Origin of the sequence: Vibrio taketomensis (genome assembly GCF_009938165.1) — a bacterium.
GTDB lineage: Bacteria > Pseudomonadota > Gammaproteobacteria > Enterobacterales > Vibrionaceae > Vibrio > Vibrio taketomensis.
Genome location: NZ_AP019650.1, coordinates 670,794 through 688,567, shown reverse-complemented (window position 1 = coordinate 688,567; position 17,774 = coordinate 670,794). Strand labels below are relative to the sequence as shown.

At 43.4% G+C, this 17,774-nt stretch carries 10 protein-coding genes and 3 pseudogenes; 5 read left to right on the top strand and 8 right to left on the bottom strand.

The window, feature by feature from the left end:
• Positions 1 to 91: 91 nt before the first annotated feature.
• Positions 92 to 712 (top strand): DNA-J related domain-containing protein, encoded by a 621-nt coding sequence (locus tag Vt282_RS16790; protein WP_162064125.1) that lies wholly within the window; start codon positions 92 to 94, stop codon positions 710 to 712.
• Between the two features lie 44 nt (positions 713 to 756).
• Here the strand turns inward: Vt282_RS16790 and Vt282_RS16785 are convergent, their stop codons facing one another.
• The 4 genes and pseudogenes from Vt282_RS16785 to Vt282_RS16770 form a co-directional block, all read right to left on the bottom strand.
• Positions 757 to 2,409, bottom strand: coding sequence for an ABC-ATPase domain-containing protein (locus tag Vt282_RS16785; protein ID WP_162064124.1), 1,653 nt, complete (start codon positions 2,407 to 2,409; stop codon positions 757 to 759).
• A 72-nt stretch (positions 2,410 to 2,481) separates the two neighbouring features.
• Positions 2,482 to 4,393, bottom strand: a pseudogene (locus Vt282_RS16780) (sensor domain-containing phosphodiesterase).
• A 422-nt stretch (positions 4,394 to 4,815) separates the two neighbouring features.
• Complete coding sequence (fabV, locus tag Vt282_RS16775) at positions 4,816 to 6,027, bottom strand: enoyl-ACP reductase FabV (protein ID WP_162064123.1); 1,212 nt, start codon at positions 6,025 to 6,027, stop codon at positions 4,816 to 4,818.
• Between the two features lie 73 nt (positions 6,028 to 6,100).
• Positions 6,101 to 6,703: an arylesterase gene (locus tag Vt282_RS16770; RefSeq protein ID WP_162048159.1), complete on the bottom strand. Its 603-nt coding sequence runs from the start codon at positions 6,701 to 6,703 to the stop codon at positions 6,101 to 6,103.
• Here Vt282_RS16770 and Vt282_RS16765 point away from each other — a divergent pair.
• From Vt282_RS16765 to Vt282_RS16755, 3 genes and pseudogenes are all read left to right on the top strand, one after another.
• Positions 6,702 to 7,373, top strand: a complete 672-nt coding sequence (locus Vt282_RS16765) for an ABC transporter ATP-binding protein (RefSeq protein WP_162064122.1) — start codon at positions 6,702 to 6,704, stop codon at positions 7,371 to 7,373. The genes Vt282_RS16770 and Vt282_RS16765 overlap by 2 nt on opposite strands.
• 2 nt (positions 7,374 to 7,375) lie before the next feature.
• Positions 7,376 to 9,811, top strand: a pseudogene (locus Vt282_RS16760) (ABC transporter permease).
• A 280-nt stretch (positions 9,812 to 10,091) separates the two neighbouring features.
• Positions 10,092 to 11,530: pseudogene (locus Vt282_RS16755) on the top strand (FAD-dependent oxidoreductase).
• Positions 11,531 to 11,594: 64 nt separating this feature from the next.
• On the opposite strand, the gene Vt282_RS16750 reads toward Vt282_RS16755, so the two are convergent.
• From Vt282_RS16750 to Vt282_RS16740, 3 genes are read right to left on the bottom strand one after another with little or no spacing between them, the layout of a single operon-like run.
• Positions 11,595 to 12,527 carry a 5-oxoprolinase subunit C family protein gene (locus tag Vt282_RS16750; RefSeq protein ID WP_162064121.1) on the bottom strand — a complete coding sequence of 311 codons (933 nt, stop codon included), beginning with the start codon at positions 12,525 to 12,527 and terminating at the stop codon, positions 11,595 to 11,597.
• Positions 12,528 to 12,545: 18 nt separating this feature from the next.
• Positions 12,546 to 13,226 carry a 5-oxoprolinase subunit B family protein gene (locus tag Vt282_RS16745; protein WP_232055172.1) on the bottom strand — a complete coding sequence of 227 codons (681 nt, stop codon included), beginning with the start codon at positions 13,224 to 13,226 and terminating at the stop codon, positions 12,546 to 12,548.
• Between the two features lie 7 nt (positions 13,227 to 13,233).
• On the bottom strand, positions 13,234 to 13,968 hold the full coding sequence (locus Vt282_RS16740; RefSeq protein WP_162064120.1) for a 5-oxoprolinase subunit PxpA: 735 nt from the start codon (positions 13,966 to 13,968) through the stop codon (positions 13,234 to 13,236).
• Between the two features lie 293 nt (positions 13,969 to 14,261).
• Here Vt282_RS16740 and Vt282_RS16735 point away from each other — a divergent pair, with 293 nt between their 5' ends.
• Positions 14,262 to 16,190, top strand: coding sequence for a diguanylate cyclase domain-containing protein (locus Vt282_RS16735; protein ID WP_162064119.1), 1,929 nt, complete (start codon positions 14,262 to 14,264; stop codon positions 16,188 to 16,190).
• A 98-nt stretch (positions 16,191 to 16,288) separates the two neighbouring features.
• Here the strand turns inward: Vt282_RS16735 and dcuC are convergent, their stop codons facing one another.
• Entirely contained in the window at positions 16,289 to 17,656 is a 1,368-nt protein-coding gene (gene dcuC, locus Vt282_RS16730; RefSeq protein ID WP_162064118.1) for an anaerobic C4-dicarboxylate transporter DcuC, read from the bottom strand.
• Positions 17,657 to 17,774 lie beyond the last annotated feature (118 nt).

Sequence of the window (17,774 nt, the reverse complement as noted above, 5' to 3'; positions counted from 1 at the left end):
AGTTCAATCTAAAGTTAAATTCGATTGAATCTTCCGAGCTAAAATGAGTAAGCTAAACTAGAAGTAACGTTTCAATTTTATAAAGGTACGCATGGAGCAAGGTCACCATATTGCCAATCTCAATGAAATGGAAAATCCATTGCTCTGGCCGATCTTTGAAGTATTGAAAAAACATCCAAGCGGTTGGAAGGTACATACGCTTGCGACTGAGTTAAGGGAGCGTCAGCTACTTTCTTGTTTTGATAGCAATACGGAAAAAGATCTCTTCAAACTAAACTTTCTTATTATGAATGCGTTGTTTCAACTGCAAGAAACCCTTTATCCTGATTATTTTGTGCGAGTAGAAGCGATGAATATCGCTTTGCTTTCAATACGAAACAAACAATCCAGCTTCATGATCGATACCAATAGCCCGCTTCGTGAATATTACACGCAATGGTCAAACTATGAGGCAGAGCAGGGTGAAATACGCCGTTTGTTGGATGAGTTTTGGACCCGTTATCGAGACTTTGTTGGTAGTGAAAAGCTCAAAGTAGGTAACGTTACACGCTCTAAAGCGTTAAGAGTGTTTGAATTAGATGACAGGGCAAGTGATTTAGATATTAGACGCCGCTGGCGAAAACTCGCTCTGAAATGGCATCCTGATCGGCAGAGTGGTAATTCTGAACACTTCAGGTTGGTATGTGAAGCATGGCACGTACTCAGATCTTAACTGTTTCAAAGCCTCAAAAAAAGCGCCAACAGGCGCTTTTTCACTTAGTTAGCTTTAAACTGAGACTTTCTCATACGGTTTAAAGCAGCAAGAACATCAAGTACACGTGGTTTAGCGAGATCCCCTTGAGCTGGCATTTGTTTGTGCCATTCACCATCTAGCAACTGTGCAACTTCTTTTGCTGGATTTGCTGACCAACCAGGGAGTTGTGCCAGTTGGAACCAGAGCCAACCAATGGCATTGACTTCAGACGCTGACTCAAGTTGTTCAAGCGCTGAAATATCAGCGAACTCTTTACCGAATCGTAGTGATTCTGTGCCTTTTGCAGAGACGCGGAACTTGCCATCCATTAAAATGGTTTGCAGCGCGTTTCGATTGAGGCTGCGAGGTTTGAAAGTGACAAGTGGAGTTTCACATTCATTATTACGCTGTGTTGGGTGTTGCGCGATCACCTGTTGGGCTTTTTCTGTTACGTCAACCGCTTGGTAATCATGCATTTGGATAACAGTGTTGGCTACGTCGAGATAATCACCAGAACCACCCATTACAACGATGGTTGAGATATCGAGATCGTCGCGTAGTTGTCCAATGCGATCGACGAGTGGAGTAATTGGCTCATCACCCTTCGACACTAGTGCTTGCATGCGCTCGTCGCGAATCATAAAGTTAGTCGCAGACGTATCTTCGTCAATCAGTAACCCAACGGCACCGCTTTCAATTGATTCTTGTAACCATGCTGCTTGTGATGTTGAGCCTGATGCATCTTGCGTCGAAAAATCAGAGGTATCTTTACCCATAGGTAAATGATTGATGTAATTCGACAGGTTCAAATTATGTACGCAACGACCATCTTCAGCACGAATTTTCATGCTGTTTTGATTCGTGACAATACGTTCGCGACCGTCGCCTGGAATATGGTTATAGATTGAACGCTCAATAGCAGTAAGCAGGGTCGATTTACCATGGAAGCCACCGCCAACGATCAAAGTAATCCCTTTAGGAACCCCCATACCACGAATGTCACCTTGGTTAGGCGTATTTAAAGTAACAGCTAGTGTTTCTGGTGCGATGAAAGGTACTGCATCTTTCATCGGCAGATCGCAGTTACCCGCGAAACGAGGAAGAACTGAACCGTCGGCAACAAACGCAATTAGGTTATTGGATTCTAGCTGTTCGCGTAGACACTCTTGATCTTCAATGATTTGGCAATGGTATTCCAACGCTGCACGGTCGATCTCGCGCTCAATGGTGGCACGACGAATGAATTTTGGCAGATGGAAGGTTAGGGTATTAATCGCTTTTTTACCAAGCGCTGAACGTCCTTCTGCAGGCAGGTTAACGCGAAAACGCAATTCAATACCTTCTTCGGTAAAGATCACTGAAGTTGAATCGAGAACCGTTTGTCCTGAAAGCGCGATACTTACGCTTGTTTCTTGCTTGGCAAATTCAGCGAATTTACGTGCAATAAAATCACGCGCGGCAACTTGATATGCAGCGGATTGATCTTTTAACCACTCAAGCCCTGTTAGAGACCAAGGGCGGAATGCACGCACTCTCGAAGCCGAAGCAAAAGGGTCGGCTTGAACGTAATCGATAAACAGGGTGAAATCGGTAAAGTCGAAACTGCCCTTAATTTGTTGATAGGCACGATAGTTCTGTTTTTCGATTTTTTTAAGAGTTGCGATCAATTGATCCATAGTGAACTCACATAGGGCTGAGAAATAAGGCGGCGATTATAAAAATCAGGCGCATCAGAGTAAAGCGTTAAGCTACTGAAAGCTTTGATTTGCTGATTTTGGGTAGTGTCGACTCATCAAGCACATTTCGAATTCATCACATGGCATGGGTTTCCCATAGTAGAAACCTTGTCCATATTCACAACCTTCGCTGATGATAAAGTCTTCATGCTCTTGATTTTCTATACCCTCTACCGTAATGGCTAAATCAAGCTTTTTCGCTATTTTGATAATGGATTGTACAATCGTTTTATCGTGAGCGTTAGTGTCCATTTGTTTGATGAAGCTTTTATCCACTTTTATCGCGTCAAAAGGAAACTTTTTCAAATAATCGAACGAGGAATAACCCGTACCAAAATCGTCGAGTGACAGCGTCACTCCGATTCGGTGGAGTGCCAGTAAAGAGTTGAGTGCGATTGTTTCATCCGCTATCAATGTACTCTCGGTGACTTCTAACTCGAGATATTCAGCGGGCAACTGATAAGCGGTTAAAAGGTCCTCGATTTGTTCAGCAAAATGCGGATTCTTCAATTGCACCGCAGATATATTCACGGCGACTTTGAAGTCTTTCAATGTCACTGCCCATTCCGATGCTTTCGCGATCGCTGAACGAAGAACGAAAGTGCCAACTTCAAAAATTAGCCCGTTCTTTTCAGCCATTTTAATCAGAGTTTCGTTGGAGATATCCCCCATAACAGGATGACGCCAGCGCAGTAATGCTTCAGCTCCGGTCCAGTTGCGAGAGCCGGGGACACTTTCGGTTGAAAATATAACAACAAGTCGTCACTCTCACGGCTTGAAGTAGATAACTTTCTAGGTGATGCCGATTTTTTGATGCGACGCCCATCGCTTTTGAAAAATGAATTAATTTGTGCCCAGAATCTTTGCAAGATCGCATGGCTTCAGAGGCGTGCTGTAAAAGTAGCTCTCCAGATGAAGCGTCAGCACTGCTTGCGACACCAACATAACTATGTAAATGCAAAGATTCGCCTTCAACATCGAACTCGGTATGGCTCACTTCGATGAGGTGCTGACAAAACTGGTCGATGTCACGTTGCAAATTGTCGGATTCGGCAAGAAAAACCAGTTCTGTTGAGGTGGGTCTCGCCGTTTGGATATGTATAGTACTTTGACACCCCAGTTTATCCCTGAGATTAACCAATATGCTTTCCCAGACACTGAACCCGTATTTGCTTTGAATGAGCTTGCCATTGCTAAATCCAATGTGAATGGCTGCAACCGTATACGAGGGGTTTGCACGACTAAAGGCAACCGCGCGAGATGCTTCAATTTCAAGGGAGTTCCGATTGAGAAAACCCGTGCCCAAATCGTGTCTTTGGTGATAAAGCACTTTTTGTTCCGCGGCGAGACGCTTATCGATTTCCTGATTTAATGAAAAGTTGAGTTCAACTAAATCTTGAGTTCGCGTGCTGACCCTTGACTTCAGCTCTTTGTTTAACTGTTTAAGTTGTTGATTTCTGTATAAAGTCGCCAGTTGCGCCTCAATGGATTCTTTGTAACTTTCGAGTAACTGAGTTGCCGTTTCATTCAGTTTGCGAGGTTCAGTATCCAGCACGCAAATGGTTCCAAAAGGCATGCCGTTGGGCCAATTGATTGGAAATCCACAGTAAGAAATCATCCCTAGTTTTATATCAGGGTTGTTAGACCATGTCTTGTCTGTTAACGCGTTTTCCACCGCCAAAGATTGCTGTTGCTCAATCACAAATTCACAATACAGGCCTTGGTTGAGGTGTTCGCTGTCGCCACGGTGATACGGATTATCCACATTGTCGTTGGCAGCAAAGACACTGATATTTGCGTCGTCCACCCGCATAATAAGTGCCGCAGAGACAGGGATCAATTGAGCAATTAGATTTACAATCCGTTGCCAATTCTCACTCATCTGTTGCGGAATTATTAATTCGCGAGTGTTAACTTTTGACATCTCTCTAGTCCTTTGTCGAGATGGCCTAAAATTCTTGATGAAGGCCAAAAAAGCGCTCCTTTCTTAGTTTTAATAGTAGTCGCTATTTATAACCTAGTAAGCTCAAGGTGCCAGATTCGGCGTGAATAGCGTTATATAGACACAAATGAAACGCTCTTTGTACCGTCTATGGAAGAGGGTATGGTTTGTTTATATGGCGTAACTTTAACAAACTAGTTTGATGAATAGAGCTAGCTGATGATAGAACTGATGGCAGTTCTTAATTGTGAGATAGTTTATCCACAAGACTTAAAAGGAATGCGTTGGGCGAATTGTTAAATTTGAAGATAGAGACAACATTTTTAGTTTGAGTAGTGCGTTGCTGAAACCGAGATTGTTACCAACAACGCAATACGAATAGTTATTGAACAGAAATACGCAAATTAATCATCAAGTTGCTCTAACTCTCTGATTAGTTGTTCAATATTTACGTCGGCCTCATAGTCTATCGAGTCGAAACCAAAGCCGTTCAGTTGTAAAAATTCCTGTTTTAGCCCTCGGTAATCACCTAGCTCTGTAAAGTTCGTCGCGTTCATAGCATTAACCAGCTGCGAGACTTTTGCCTGAGTGTCTTGGTTCAGCTCTAAATCGTCCATTCGTACCAAGCGTTCACCGTCTACAGGCACTTTAGCGACATCGTATAGCTTGGTAGTGAACAATCTTTGCATTTGCTCAATACAGTTTTCGTGCGTACCTTGCTGCTTCATGACTTGGTAAAGTGCCATGATGTAAGGAGTAATGCCCGGAATAAACACACTTGCTTTTGTTACCAACGCCTTACATACCGCGGCGTATGCGCCACCGTTAAAATTGGCCATTTTCAGATTCAAGGAATGGCTCGTTTGATGAAGATCGACCTTGGCTCTGCCTAATGTACCGTCAAGATAAAGTGCGTGTGTTAACTCTGGACCAATATACGAGAACGCAACCGTCTGGCAATTCTCTGCTATCGATTCTGAATTGATCAACGCATCAACCCATGCTTCCCAATCTTCCCCGCCCATAACCTTGAGCGTTGCTGCGACCTCGGCTTCTGATGCTGGCTCAATAATACTTTGTAGCCATTGATCATCTTCTAGGGATATATATGCCCCCTCAACCGTTTCACCAATGGGTTTGATTGCAGAATACCAGCGTTCACCCGTTGCATAATCGGGACGAAATCCACTGGCAACGCTATAGATGATAAGGTCGACTTCACCTTCAAAATAGGTTTCGACCGCTTCAATTACTTCTTCTTTAGCTGCAGGGGAGAACGCATCAGCTTGAATATTGATTGCGATTCGACCTGCTTGCTCAGCATGCTTCTTAAAATACAGGTTGTTATAAAAGCCAGCGCTGCCAATACCTTTGTCACTTGGACCTTTTTCAAAAGATACGCCTATCGTATCAGCGTCCGCACCGCCAAATGTCAATGCAATTCGCGCCGCCAAACCGTAGCCGGAAGAGGCGCCAATGATCAGCACGCGTTTAGGTCCTTTATTGATCGGCCGGGCATTTTTAACGTATTCAATCTGCTGAAGGATTGCTTGTTCGCAACCCAATGGGTGCGCTGTCCGTGCGACAACGCCAGAGATTTCAGGTTTAATTATCATTGTGTTCTCCAAACCAACCGTTCAACATCGTACGTTATAGTAAAGTTCGGTAAATTTTATTGAGCTGTAGCAATTAGAGGTGGTTTATTAACTGCTTAGAAACAAAATCTGCGATCCAAGGCTGTGCGGTTGGCTTAGGATGTAGCCCATCTTCCATCATCCATTGAGGATAATCCCTCAATATAGGTTCGAGGAAAAAGGGCAGCAGCGGAATATATTGCTCAGTTGATACTTTTTCGTAGAGAGCAGAGAACATTTGAGTGTAACGTTTACCATAATTCGGTAGCACGTGGATTTGCATCAAGATAGGTTGGGCGTCAGATGCTTTTACTTGTTGAATAATCGCAGTCAAATTTGATTCGATAATGTGTGGTGGAAACCCTCGCAAACCATCATTTGCTCCGAGTTCAATTAACACGTAGTCGGGAGTGTGTTGTTCCAGTAATTGAGGTAGACGGTCGAGGCCATTTCCTGTCGTATCGCCTGAAATACTCCCATTGACGACAGATATCGGTTTGCCTTTTTCTGCCATAACATTTGGTAATAAACTAGGCCAAGCTTTTTCGATTGGCATTTGATAGCCTGCACTAAGGCTATCACCAAGGACAAGCAGCGTCGCCGCGCTGACAGGGTTAATCACTATCAATGTGAGCAGTAGGGAAAGAAGTCGAAACATGAATACATCCGTGATAAAAGCAACGTCTTTAGTAAAGACAGTTTCTACCAAACAAGAAAATTTAACAATCCTCACTGACATTAACTTAGACATTTCTGAGGGTGAAACCGTTGCGATTGTTGGTACATCTGGCGCGGGTAAGTCTACATTGATGACATTACTTGCAGGCCTCGATATTCCAACCAGTGGTGATGTCGAATTACTAGGCCAAACTATTTCTTCTCTTAGTGATGAACAACGTTCAGCCATTCGCAGTCAATCAATCGGTTTTGTTTTTCAAAGCTTTTTGCTGATACCAAGCTTGTCATCTATTGATAACGTGACCTTGCCATGTTTGCTGAAAGGTCAGCCAGAAAATAAACAACGCGCGCAGCAATTACTTGAATCTGTTGGACTTGGAGAACGTATTCACCATACGCCCACTCAGCTATCCGGCGGGGAACAACAACGCGTTGCTTTAGCTCGCGCGTTTATGATTGAACCCAAAATATTGTTTGCTGACGAGCCGACTGGCAACCTCGACCAGAAGACTGCGAGCAAAATTATCGATCTCCTGTTCGAACTAAATCGAGACCATGGTACGACATTAGTGCTCGTTACCCATGATATGTCACTCGCTTCTAAATGTGACCGAGTCATAACGATGCAAGCCGGAAAACTGGAGTGTTAGCCATGGAAACTTTGAGCGCAAAACACTTAAACCGGTATCTTTTCAATTGGAGTCTGAGCGAGATTCGACATGGGCAACTTTGGCCTGTTTCAATTGCATTAACTTTGATTATTGCATCCATTTTTGCGCTTAGTGCTTTAACGACTCGAATTGAACAGGTCATCGTAAAGCAGGGCAAACAATCGTTAACCGCGGACACAGTCTTTAGCTCTTCGAACCCGATACCGACCGAACTTGATTCACTTATAGCGAATGCTGACGTCGAGTACTCGAAATTGGTACGTTTTTCTACCATGGCGTTTAGTGATTCCGCGATGAAACTCATCACGGTGAAAGCCGTAGACAGTCGATATCCACTGCAAGGGGAGTTGCGAATTAGCACAGGGGCTGAGGATTACACACAAGTATCGCCGTCAGAACTGTGGTTAGATGAGCGCTTGTTTAGTTTATTAGAGGTAAACGTTGGAGACCAACTCGCCGTTGGTGATGCTGAATTCACGATATCCGGCAAAGTGGTGGAAGAACCCGGATTGAGTTTTAATCCATTTCAACAAATGCCTTCGGTTTATATCCATTCATCCGATCTTGAAAAAACGGGAGCGGTGCAACTAGGAAGCCGTGTGCGATACAACCTGTTTATTAATGGCTCTGATGCTGATTTAAGATCGATAAAAGAAGGCATTGATTTAACACCCAGTGATCGTTGGCGTGACGAAAACAGTGCAAGCCGCACTAATGAGGTGTTCCAACGTTCTCAGCAATATCTCTCGTTAACCGTCGCGATTGTCGTGATTATGGCCGCCACAACCCTAGTCCTCACGTGTCAGCATTACGTAACGACACGTCGAAAAAGTATCGCGATGCTGAAGAGCTTGGGTGCGACCAAGGTTTGGTTAGTTCGCTGGTTAACAATTCAAATCAGCATTTTACTGGTCATTGCGACTCTGTTTGGTTTTCTATTTGGCATCGGACTTGAATTTTTGTTGCGAATACCACTCGTCGATTTACTTCCAAGTCCTTTGCCAAGTTATGGAGTGGCGCCATTCATCATCGCGCTGACGACCAGCGTCCTCATTGCAATCCCTGCACTAGGAATCCCATTTTCACATGTGCTTAATATTAGTGCGGCCAATGTGATGCAACCTCAGTCGATAGAATCGAGCAAGTCTTCATGGTGGTTAGTATTCGTTCCAATTTTTCCTATGTTGTGGGTCTATAAAGATAACGTGTTAGTTTGGATCGTACTCGCAGGAATGGTCACGCTATTTTTGATACTGGGTATATTGAGCATTGTGGTGACGAAAGCGTTAGGGAAATTGCCTTTGAAAGTCGCTTTCAAACTAGCGTTAAGTCGGATTAATCGTTCACTACTGTCAACCGGGGTGCAATTTGGCGCGTTGTCATTATCGTTGATGTTACTTGCGATAATGTGGATGGTGAGAACGGATTTACTTTCAGATTGGCAGCGTACGCTCCCCCCAGATGCGCCCAACGCTTTTGCTTTAAACATTGCACCATATGAAAAACAGAGTTATTTAGATTTACTCGACGGGCAAGAGATTGAGCGCTCAGACGCGTATCCAATAATACGTGGCCGTCTTGCCAAAATTAATCAACAACAGGCCAGTGAGTATGCCAACGGTGGCAATGGCAATGATGCACTACGAAGAGAAATTAACTTCACTTTTGCTGAAGCGATCCCAACATACAATTCATTGGTTACTGGGCATTGGCAGGGTAATGGTTCTGTTTCCGTAGAAAGGAAGTCGCTGAAGATCTCGGCCTGAAGATTGGGGATCAACTGGAATTTGTTATAAACGGTCAAACTGTCAGTGCTGAGGTCGACTCCATCAGGTTTGTCGAATGGAGAGACATGAAGCCCAATTTCTACTTTATATTTTCTCCTGATGTGTTGTCGCAGATTCCAGCGACCTATCTTGTGAGTTTTAGAGTCGAACACCAGCATGATGAGTTGTTGCAACAGCTCTCACGTCAACACCCTACGGTAAGTTTGATGGACCTTCGTGATATGGAGCCAAAATCCAACAACTAGTGAAGCAAATTGTTTGGGCGTTAACTCTGTTGGCAGCGCTTGGCGTTATCGCGGGTATAGTTTTGATTTTCACACTTTGAGGTTGAGTTTGTCGCAGCGCCAAAGTGAAATTCAACTCTATCGCACTTTAGGGGCGAGTAAAAAGCGAGTGTTGAATACCATTTGGGCGGAGTTTGGGGTAATGGCTTTCGTTGCCGGAATAATCGCAATGATCGGTGCCGAAGTTGTTGTTGCATTGATCATGCATTACGGCTTTGAACTAGAAAGTAATCTTCATTTATCGCTTTGGATCTTAATCCCAATCGCAACTTTTTGCACACTTGGTTTAGTTGTGTACAGTTACACAAAACGTATGTTAATCCCTATAAATAAGGAACTTACATAACATCGTATACGATAAGTGAATCAGTTACCCACAGAACTTGTGGATAAAGTTTGGGATAACTACCAAGGTGAATTTCACCTTGGTGTCGCTAAGCCAGTAATAACCACGTTTGCCGCTTTACGACTATTCACAAATCGGCTTTTTGCAAAACTACGGAAAATGCGTCAAACTTTTTCGTTTTTAGCATGAAAACAAGTCGAAATTACCTTTTAAAAATGTGATTTTCCTAGCAAGATAAAGGGATTAAAATGTGGTTAGTTGTAACGAATAATAGACAGTAATGACGAACGAAGTGGATCAAAAATCAAGTTGTAAAATCGCAGTAATTGGTGGTGGCATTGCCGGTGCAACCGCTGCACTGCATTTGTCCGAGATAGGTGTTGATGTCGATCTTATTGAGAAGAAACCATCACTTGTTAGCGGCCCCCCAATTTGTCATTTGCACGCTGGTGGTAATCTCTATCGAGAAATATCAGTTAAACAGTGTATTGAGTTATTAACTCAATCAATCGAGTCTGTGAGGTTGTATCCGCACACGCTTAACCGTCGACCAACAGTGATTGTCGTACCAGAAAGCGATGGTGGCGATCCAAAGGATTTGATCCCTCGTCTAGAGCAGATTCGTTCGGTATATCAGACCTTGGTTGAGCAAGACGAGCAGAACAAGGTACTGGGTGAACCCCCTGAATACTTTAAATTGTACCAAAGAGACGACTTGTTCGCGCTGCGAAACCAAATTCAACCTCAGGCGCCGAAAAACTACGATGAATGGATGATCCCGTTTGCTCAACATGCGGACTTAGATACGCTGAAATATCCCGTTGTTGCGGTGAATGAATATGGTTGGAGTGTTTTTCGCATCGCTGCGTCTGCAATGCTGGTGTTAGAACAGTCACCACATTGTTCTATATTATTAAACACTTGCGTGACTAATATGACGTGGAACGGTTCAAAATGGCAACTGACTTTTGAGGAGAGCTCAAGCCTAGCACCACGAGATTACGATTACGTTATCAATGCGTGTGGTTTTGAAACGGGTAAGATTGACGATTTGGCTAAGGCACCTCGACAAAGAATGGTTGAGTTCAAAGCCGCTTACGTAACTAAGTGGGAACAAAACCAATCGCTATGGCCGGAAGTTATTTTCCATGGGCCACGTGGTACATCAGACGGCATGGCTCAATTAACGCCTTATGGTAACTCCGTGTTCCAACTTCATGGTATGACTCAAGACATAACTCTGTTTGATGAAGGTTTGGTCAGTAGTAACGCAACGTCGTCACAACCTCAGTTACCGCTTCCATTAAGAGAGTTGATTACGTCAGGTTGGCCAGTAGAAAAACGTATCGAACGCAGCAACCGTGCCATTGAGCATATGAGCCGTTTTGTCCCAAGCTATAACTCTGCACAAGAGTTTGGTTTGCCATTGTATGGAGCACAGCAAATCCCTGGGAACGATGAAACCTTAAGAGCTGCTGACGTTTCTTTTGCTGGTAAGAATTATGCGCGAATTGAAGTGGTGAAAGGTTCGTCAGCATTAGAGGCTGTGCGCAAAATCGCCCACGCTTGGCATCTCAGTACCGACATCAGTAGCTTGTCTATCGAAAAAGTACACCAAATGCCTGTCGTTTAGAAACAAGTGTGGTGGAAGAAAAAGCGAAACAGTTAGCCGTATCGAGAGGCTATCCAACTGAGTTAGCGGAAATTTATGGATACTAAAATAAAGCCAGCTAAGCTGGCTTTATTCGATATACAACTCGTTATTCTTAAGTGAATGGGTGCACTAATAACCAAAGTAATTTGCCCACGCAACCCAATCAGATTGTAATTCTTGTAGATTACCTTTTACAAATCGTACTTTTTGACCAGGTTTGGCTTGCGCCAAACGCGGTAGATCAATATGAGAAACACAACCAAGTTTTGGGTAGCCACCAATAGTTTGTCTGTCGTTAAACATCACAATAGGCTGGCCATCAGGAGGAAGTTGAATCGCGCCCAAGCCAATGCCTTCACTTTGCATTGAAATATTGGGCATAGTGATTGGTGGGCAAGTAAGCCTGTATCCCATTCGATTGATATTCTTACTGACCTCGAACTCGTTATTGTAGAACCATTCGATAACAGACTTAGAAAATTGAGAGCGCTGATACCCTTCAACTACTCTCAGAGTCACTGGTAAATCATAGTCCGGTTGGAAACGGAAGCTAAGCTGCTTTGGTTCGATATATTGGTTGGCTATCAGAGCGTGATAATTGAGTTCATCACCATCGGTGAGTGCGAGTCCTTGATCTAATCCGCCCAATTTATCACGAGTGACGGTAGCGCAGCTGGATAATTGTGGCGTGATTAAAAAGCCACCTAAAACGGCTAAATAACTCCGAAGTCCATTTTTCGGTAAGTTAAAACGAATAGTTTGTCCTTTGTTGGCGATAAACGAAGACCAGTTTGAGAGAGGTTGACCATCTAACGTCGCTTTTAAGTCGCCGCCACATATAGCAAAAGCGCATTTTTCGGATACTTTAAATTCGGCTTGGCCCAGTGTAATTTCGAGACATGGTGCATTAACAGGATTATTGAGTAACTTATTTGCCCAACTATAAGCATATTCATCCATCGGTCCGCCTGGAGACAAGCCTATTTGTGCGTACCCATAGCGGCCTAAATCTTGGATCAAACTGAGTGGGCCGGCTTTAATTACTTTAAGCGAACAACTCATAAGAATTCCTCTTGTCGTTTACCGCCTAGTCGTAAAACTCATCTTCATCAATGGCAAAAACTGTACTTGGCTGCCAATTTTGAAAGGAATCATTGGCTGATGATCAGGGTTATATAGCTCAAGAGGACAGTTGCCAATAATGTTCCAACCACCCGGTGAACAACTGGGGTAGATAGCGGAGCGATTTTCTGCAATGCCAACGCTGCCTTTGGGTACGGAGAGCCTTGGTGTGGCGTGACGTGGCAACCTAATTTTCTCGTCAACGTGTTGTAAAAATGCAAAGCCTGGGGCAAAACCAATGGCTGCGACGGTATAGATTTGACTGGTGTGAGCTGTAATCAACTCATCAAGTTGTATGCCTTGATCTTGATAGCGCTTGATGTCTGGGCCGACATCTATGTGATAGAAAATCGGCAATCTGATAATCACTTGGTTTTCACTGACAACATCTTCAAGATTAATTGTGTCAACGATTTGCTCAATACGCTCGGTCAATCGAGAAAGGGAAATGCGATGAGGAAGATAGTCAATTAATAGTGAATCTATGCTGGGTGTGATGTTCATTATGCAGTGATCGAGATGTTTATAGAGTTGCTCACTTAAGTGCTCTACAAGCCGTGGAGTATCATGATTGGAGTGACCGATACGCACTAAAATGGCGCATTCCGAGACCGGGGAGATGTCTATCGTTACCTGCATATCGACCTCAAATAAACGATTTTAAACACTGCAAAATTTGTACAGCATTTGGATTATCACCGTGGACACAAATTGTATCGGCATCTAGAGCGAGTTTTTCTCCTTCGAAAGTCACTACGTAGCCGTTTTGAACAATGGACTCGACTTGTTGAAGGACATCTTCGGGATCTGTCAGTAGCGCCCCGTCAAATTTTCTAGGAGCGAGTTCACCAGAGGATAGGTAAGAGCGGTCGGCAAAGGCTTCAAATAACAACGGCACATCATAACGGTCAGCGATATCTAAAAACGGTTGATTTTCAGGACGTGCCAGCATCATTAAAGGTACGCCAAAACATGAGACAGCATCGACGACTGATTCGAAGATGGAAGTTTGTTTCATCATGTCATTGTAAAGCGCACCATGAGGTTTTATGTATTTCAAATCGGTATTAAAGCTCTCGCACATGGCTTTCAACGCACCAATTTGGTAGATCAAAGTGTATGTTAGTTCATCACTGTTCATTGGAATGGTTCGACGACCGAATCCAAGAATATCAGGGTAACTCGGATGCGCACCAATCTTCACATCATGTTGAATGGCGAGTTTGATAGTATCCGCCATCGTTTTGGGATCTGACGCGTGAAAACCACAGGCGATACTCGCCATATCGATAAGCGGCATAATTTGCTGATCATTTCCCATGATCCAGTTGCCATAGCTTTCACCCATGTCACAATTCAAGGTGATTATTTGTGCACTCATCACGAAATCCTTTAATTTACTTATATTCCTCAAAGAATAATGACATACAGAGCATGTGCGGTTGGTAATAATATTTAATAAACGAGGAACTGCATTAACAATTAGCGCTTCTCTTTAAATATACAATAACTTAGTTGACAGCTTCCGGTCTGTGATGGTGCTACCATCGTCATGACCCAGTATGATTGCCTATTCTTGGGATGAAGCATAGTAGAGCTGCCGCATTTTAGAGCTAACAATCAAAATTTGAATCCATTAGAGATGACCCTAAGAGGTAGTTACTAAAAGTGTTTTTGTCTGTATCACTTAGAGTAAAACTGCTGTTTCCAGTTATCTTGTTCGCAATAGTGTTGTTTGTTGCGGGGCAACTGGTTATTACTCAAAAAGCTATCGAAATACATAGAACGCAGCAAACGCAACAAATGGAAGGCGTGGCGCAGTCGATCGTGGATCATTACATCAATTCAAGCAAACTCCTCTCCAAGAAAATGCTTCTATCTGCTCCTCAATGGGAAGAACTGCAACAGTGGTTGGTTCTTATAGGTGGAGTTGAACAGGTTGCACTCTACGACCGTGATAATCAGCTTATTGATAAGTACCAGGCGATAAACGTGCCGACATCTATTCAGCGTTGGTCATTACTTATCGTAAATAGGCTAACGGAAGAGGTTGACGTCAGCATACCTGTTGCGTTGAATGCCGGTAATGTTACCGTAACAGTGACCGCGTCACAAAAAGGAAATATACTGATAGTGCAAAATGCAATGATGCAAATTTTTGCATTTGCGCTGCTGATGTTTTGTATAGGGTTGATTTTAAGCGTTAGCCTTAAAAGACGAGTGTTTAAGCCTATTGCGTATTTATCATCGGTCATGCCTCAACTGACTAATCGGAACATGCGTAGGCCGCTCGACTATCGCGGTGGCAATAATGAGCTAGGTTCGCTTTACGATTCGTTCAATCAAATGCTTCAACGTTATGAAGCGAAACAAGCTCAAGCTGATTATTCGCTCAAAAAGATGGGCGCAGAAAGAGACTTTGCAAATCACATCATGGAAACCGTGAGATTTGCTACGTTATCTGTTGATATGCAGGGAATAGTTCGATACTACAACCCACAAGCAGAAGGGCTTCTGCATATCACAAACCAAGGCGGTGAATCGCTCTCTATTAGTCAGGTGACTAAGAACAAGCTCACTTTTGAAAATATCAAACTCGCAGTGACCAGCCCGGTTCATATTATGTTTGAATCAGGCCAGCGTCTTCGCGTTCGGTCAACAGAGCTCAACGACCTACAGCAATATTTAGTGTGTTTGGAGAACATCACGGAAGTTGAACAAGCTAGTGAACGCAGCCGAATTGCAAGTTCTGTGTTTGAAAACAGCTTAGAAGCAATCATGATTGTTGATGAAAGCCATCGAATTAAAATGGTCAATCCAGCGTTTCATAAAATGTTGCAAATTCCCTCTTATGACTTACTCAACAACGAACCTAAGCAGGTGTTTCGTGGTACGCAGGTTGGACACTACATAGACATCATCTCTAAGTCAGTCGACCAATACGGTTTCTGGCAAGGTGAAATCAATGAGCAACGTCCAAATGGAAGTGAATTACCTTTATTTGTAAAGGTTACCAAAATCTGTAAACCACATGATGAAAGAAGTTTTGAATATTTCTATACCTTCTCTGATATGAGCCAATTAAAAGAGATGGAGCGTTTGGATTATCTTGCACATCATGATTCACTGACTGGATTAGCGAACCGATCAAAGCTTCAGCATTTTGTTTCGAGAATGGCTCAAACAAAGGCTAATGCAAGCGGCGGTAAAATCGTAGTGCTCTACATTGATTTAGATGGATTCAAGAGTGTCAATGATACCTTTGGACATGATGCGGGAGACTTTGTACTTAAACAAGTTGCAAATCGAATGCAGAGATTGATCAAAGAGGGCGATTGTGTCGCGCGACTAGCCGGGGATGAATTTGTGATTGTCTCGGGTGATTTGCAGCCAGACAGAATCGAAACATTAGTTATGAAGCTTACCGATACTGTGCGTGAGCCGATGGTGTTCCATCAACAAACCCTGAGTGTAGGTTGCAGTGTCGGGGTGGCATTTAGTGATGGTCAAAACATCGATTTTGACCAACTTCTAAAGCAAGCAGATACGCAGATGTATCGAGCAAAACAGTCCAATAAACGTGAACGCTCTTTGTTGTCTTGAAATGCTTGTAGAGTGAAATAATAAAGGGCGCTAACTGCGCCCTTTATGTTTATTATCACCCGATTACTTTAGGGAGATTTCTAACTCAACTTTAGTAGTTAAGCATACATTGGTACTAAAATCATTGTGCCAATAATGACAGTAATTAAACCACCAATGACAGGAACGGAAGTACGTTTCACAACCTCAAACGGACTGATTTTACCCATACCAGCTGTTGCAACGATCACGCCTGATACTGGAGAGATAGTTCGACCTAGGTTTGATGCTTGTAGCATCGGAATGATCAGGAACGCAGGGCTTAAGCCCATCTTAGCTGCAAGTGATGGTGCAAGCTCAACAAATGCATAGAATGGCGCATTGCCTGAACCTGTTGCAATCGCAGCAGCAACGGTAAGACCAGTAAGAATCAGCATCAGTGCAATACCACCTGCGCCTGCAGTTTCAGCAAGGTGCAGTAGGTTATCGATAGCGCCGATTGACATAAGACCTTGAGCAAACACGCCCGCTGCCACTAATAACATCACAACGCCTTTAAACGCATCCGCCATGCCAGCATAGCAAGATTCGAGATCTTCCAACGTTTTCTTACCATCAAAGCGTTTTGTTAGGTAATCAACCATGGCACCCACAAAGATTGACAATACAACGATGGTGTAAATATCAAGGTAAAGCCCAGGGATAGTACGACCGTTAAAAATGAATACACCAATGATCGGCAAGAAAGGCAGCACTGAATAGTAACCCGGTGCTTTTACTTCCATGTGTGATACATCGACACGCTCCATTGGCGTATTGTCTTTCTTATCAAGGTATTTGTTCCAGAAAAACGCGAGTACAGCCATGACAGCGATTGCAGCAATAGATACTGGCAAAACGGTTTGTACCGCGAAGACATCTAGTGCTAAGCCAGACTTTTCTGCTGCGATAACCACATCACCTGAAGTCGGAGACAGAATAATCGCTGCCGGTGAAGCACATACGGCGACAGCTGCTGGGCGTGAGATACCCATTGCAGTCATCATAGGGAACAGTGTTGCCATCAATAGTACGCCAAGACCTGTAGCAGAACTCACAGCAAGTGACATCAAACATGCAACGATGTATGCCGCAACCAATAAAATATATGGTGACTTAATAACGGACAATGGCTTAGAAAATTGTTTTACAACGACATTGTTTGCGCCAATGTGAGTCATGTAAGAAGCGAAACCACATAACAACATGATTTGCATACCTAAGCCGCCACCGCGGTTTTGTAGCATAAATTTCACATACTCTAATGAGTCGGTAAACATGTTGCCAGTTGATTTAATACTCGCTGGTAGGACGGTGTGACCGAGAATACCGGTAAGAATAAGTAGGAATAGGCCTGCAGATAGAAGAACGCCGGCAGGTTTGTATCCTTTGACAATAAAATAGCCCACTGCGACGGTGACCACTAATCCAATTAGAAGCTCCAGCATAAATAACCTCTGTAGATAAATAAAAACATGACAAAATATGTCAAAATGCGTCATTAAATCTACATAAAACGATCTGTAGCACGAGTAAAATATGTGCTCATCATGATCTAAAACAAAA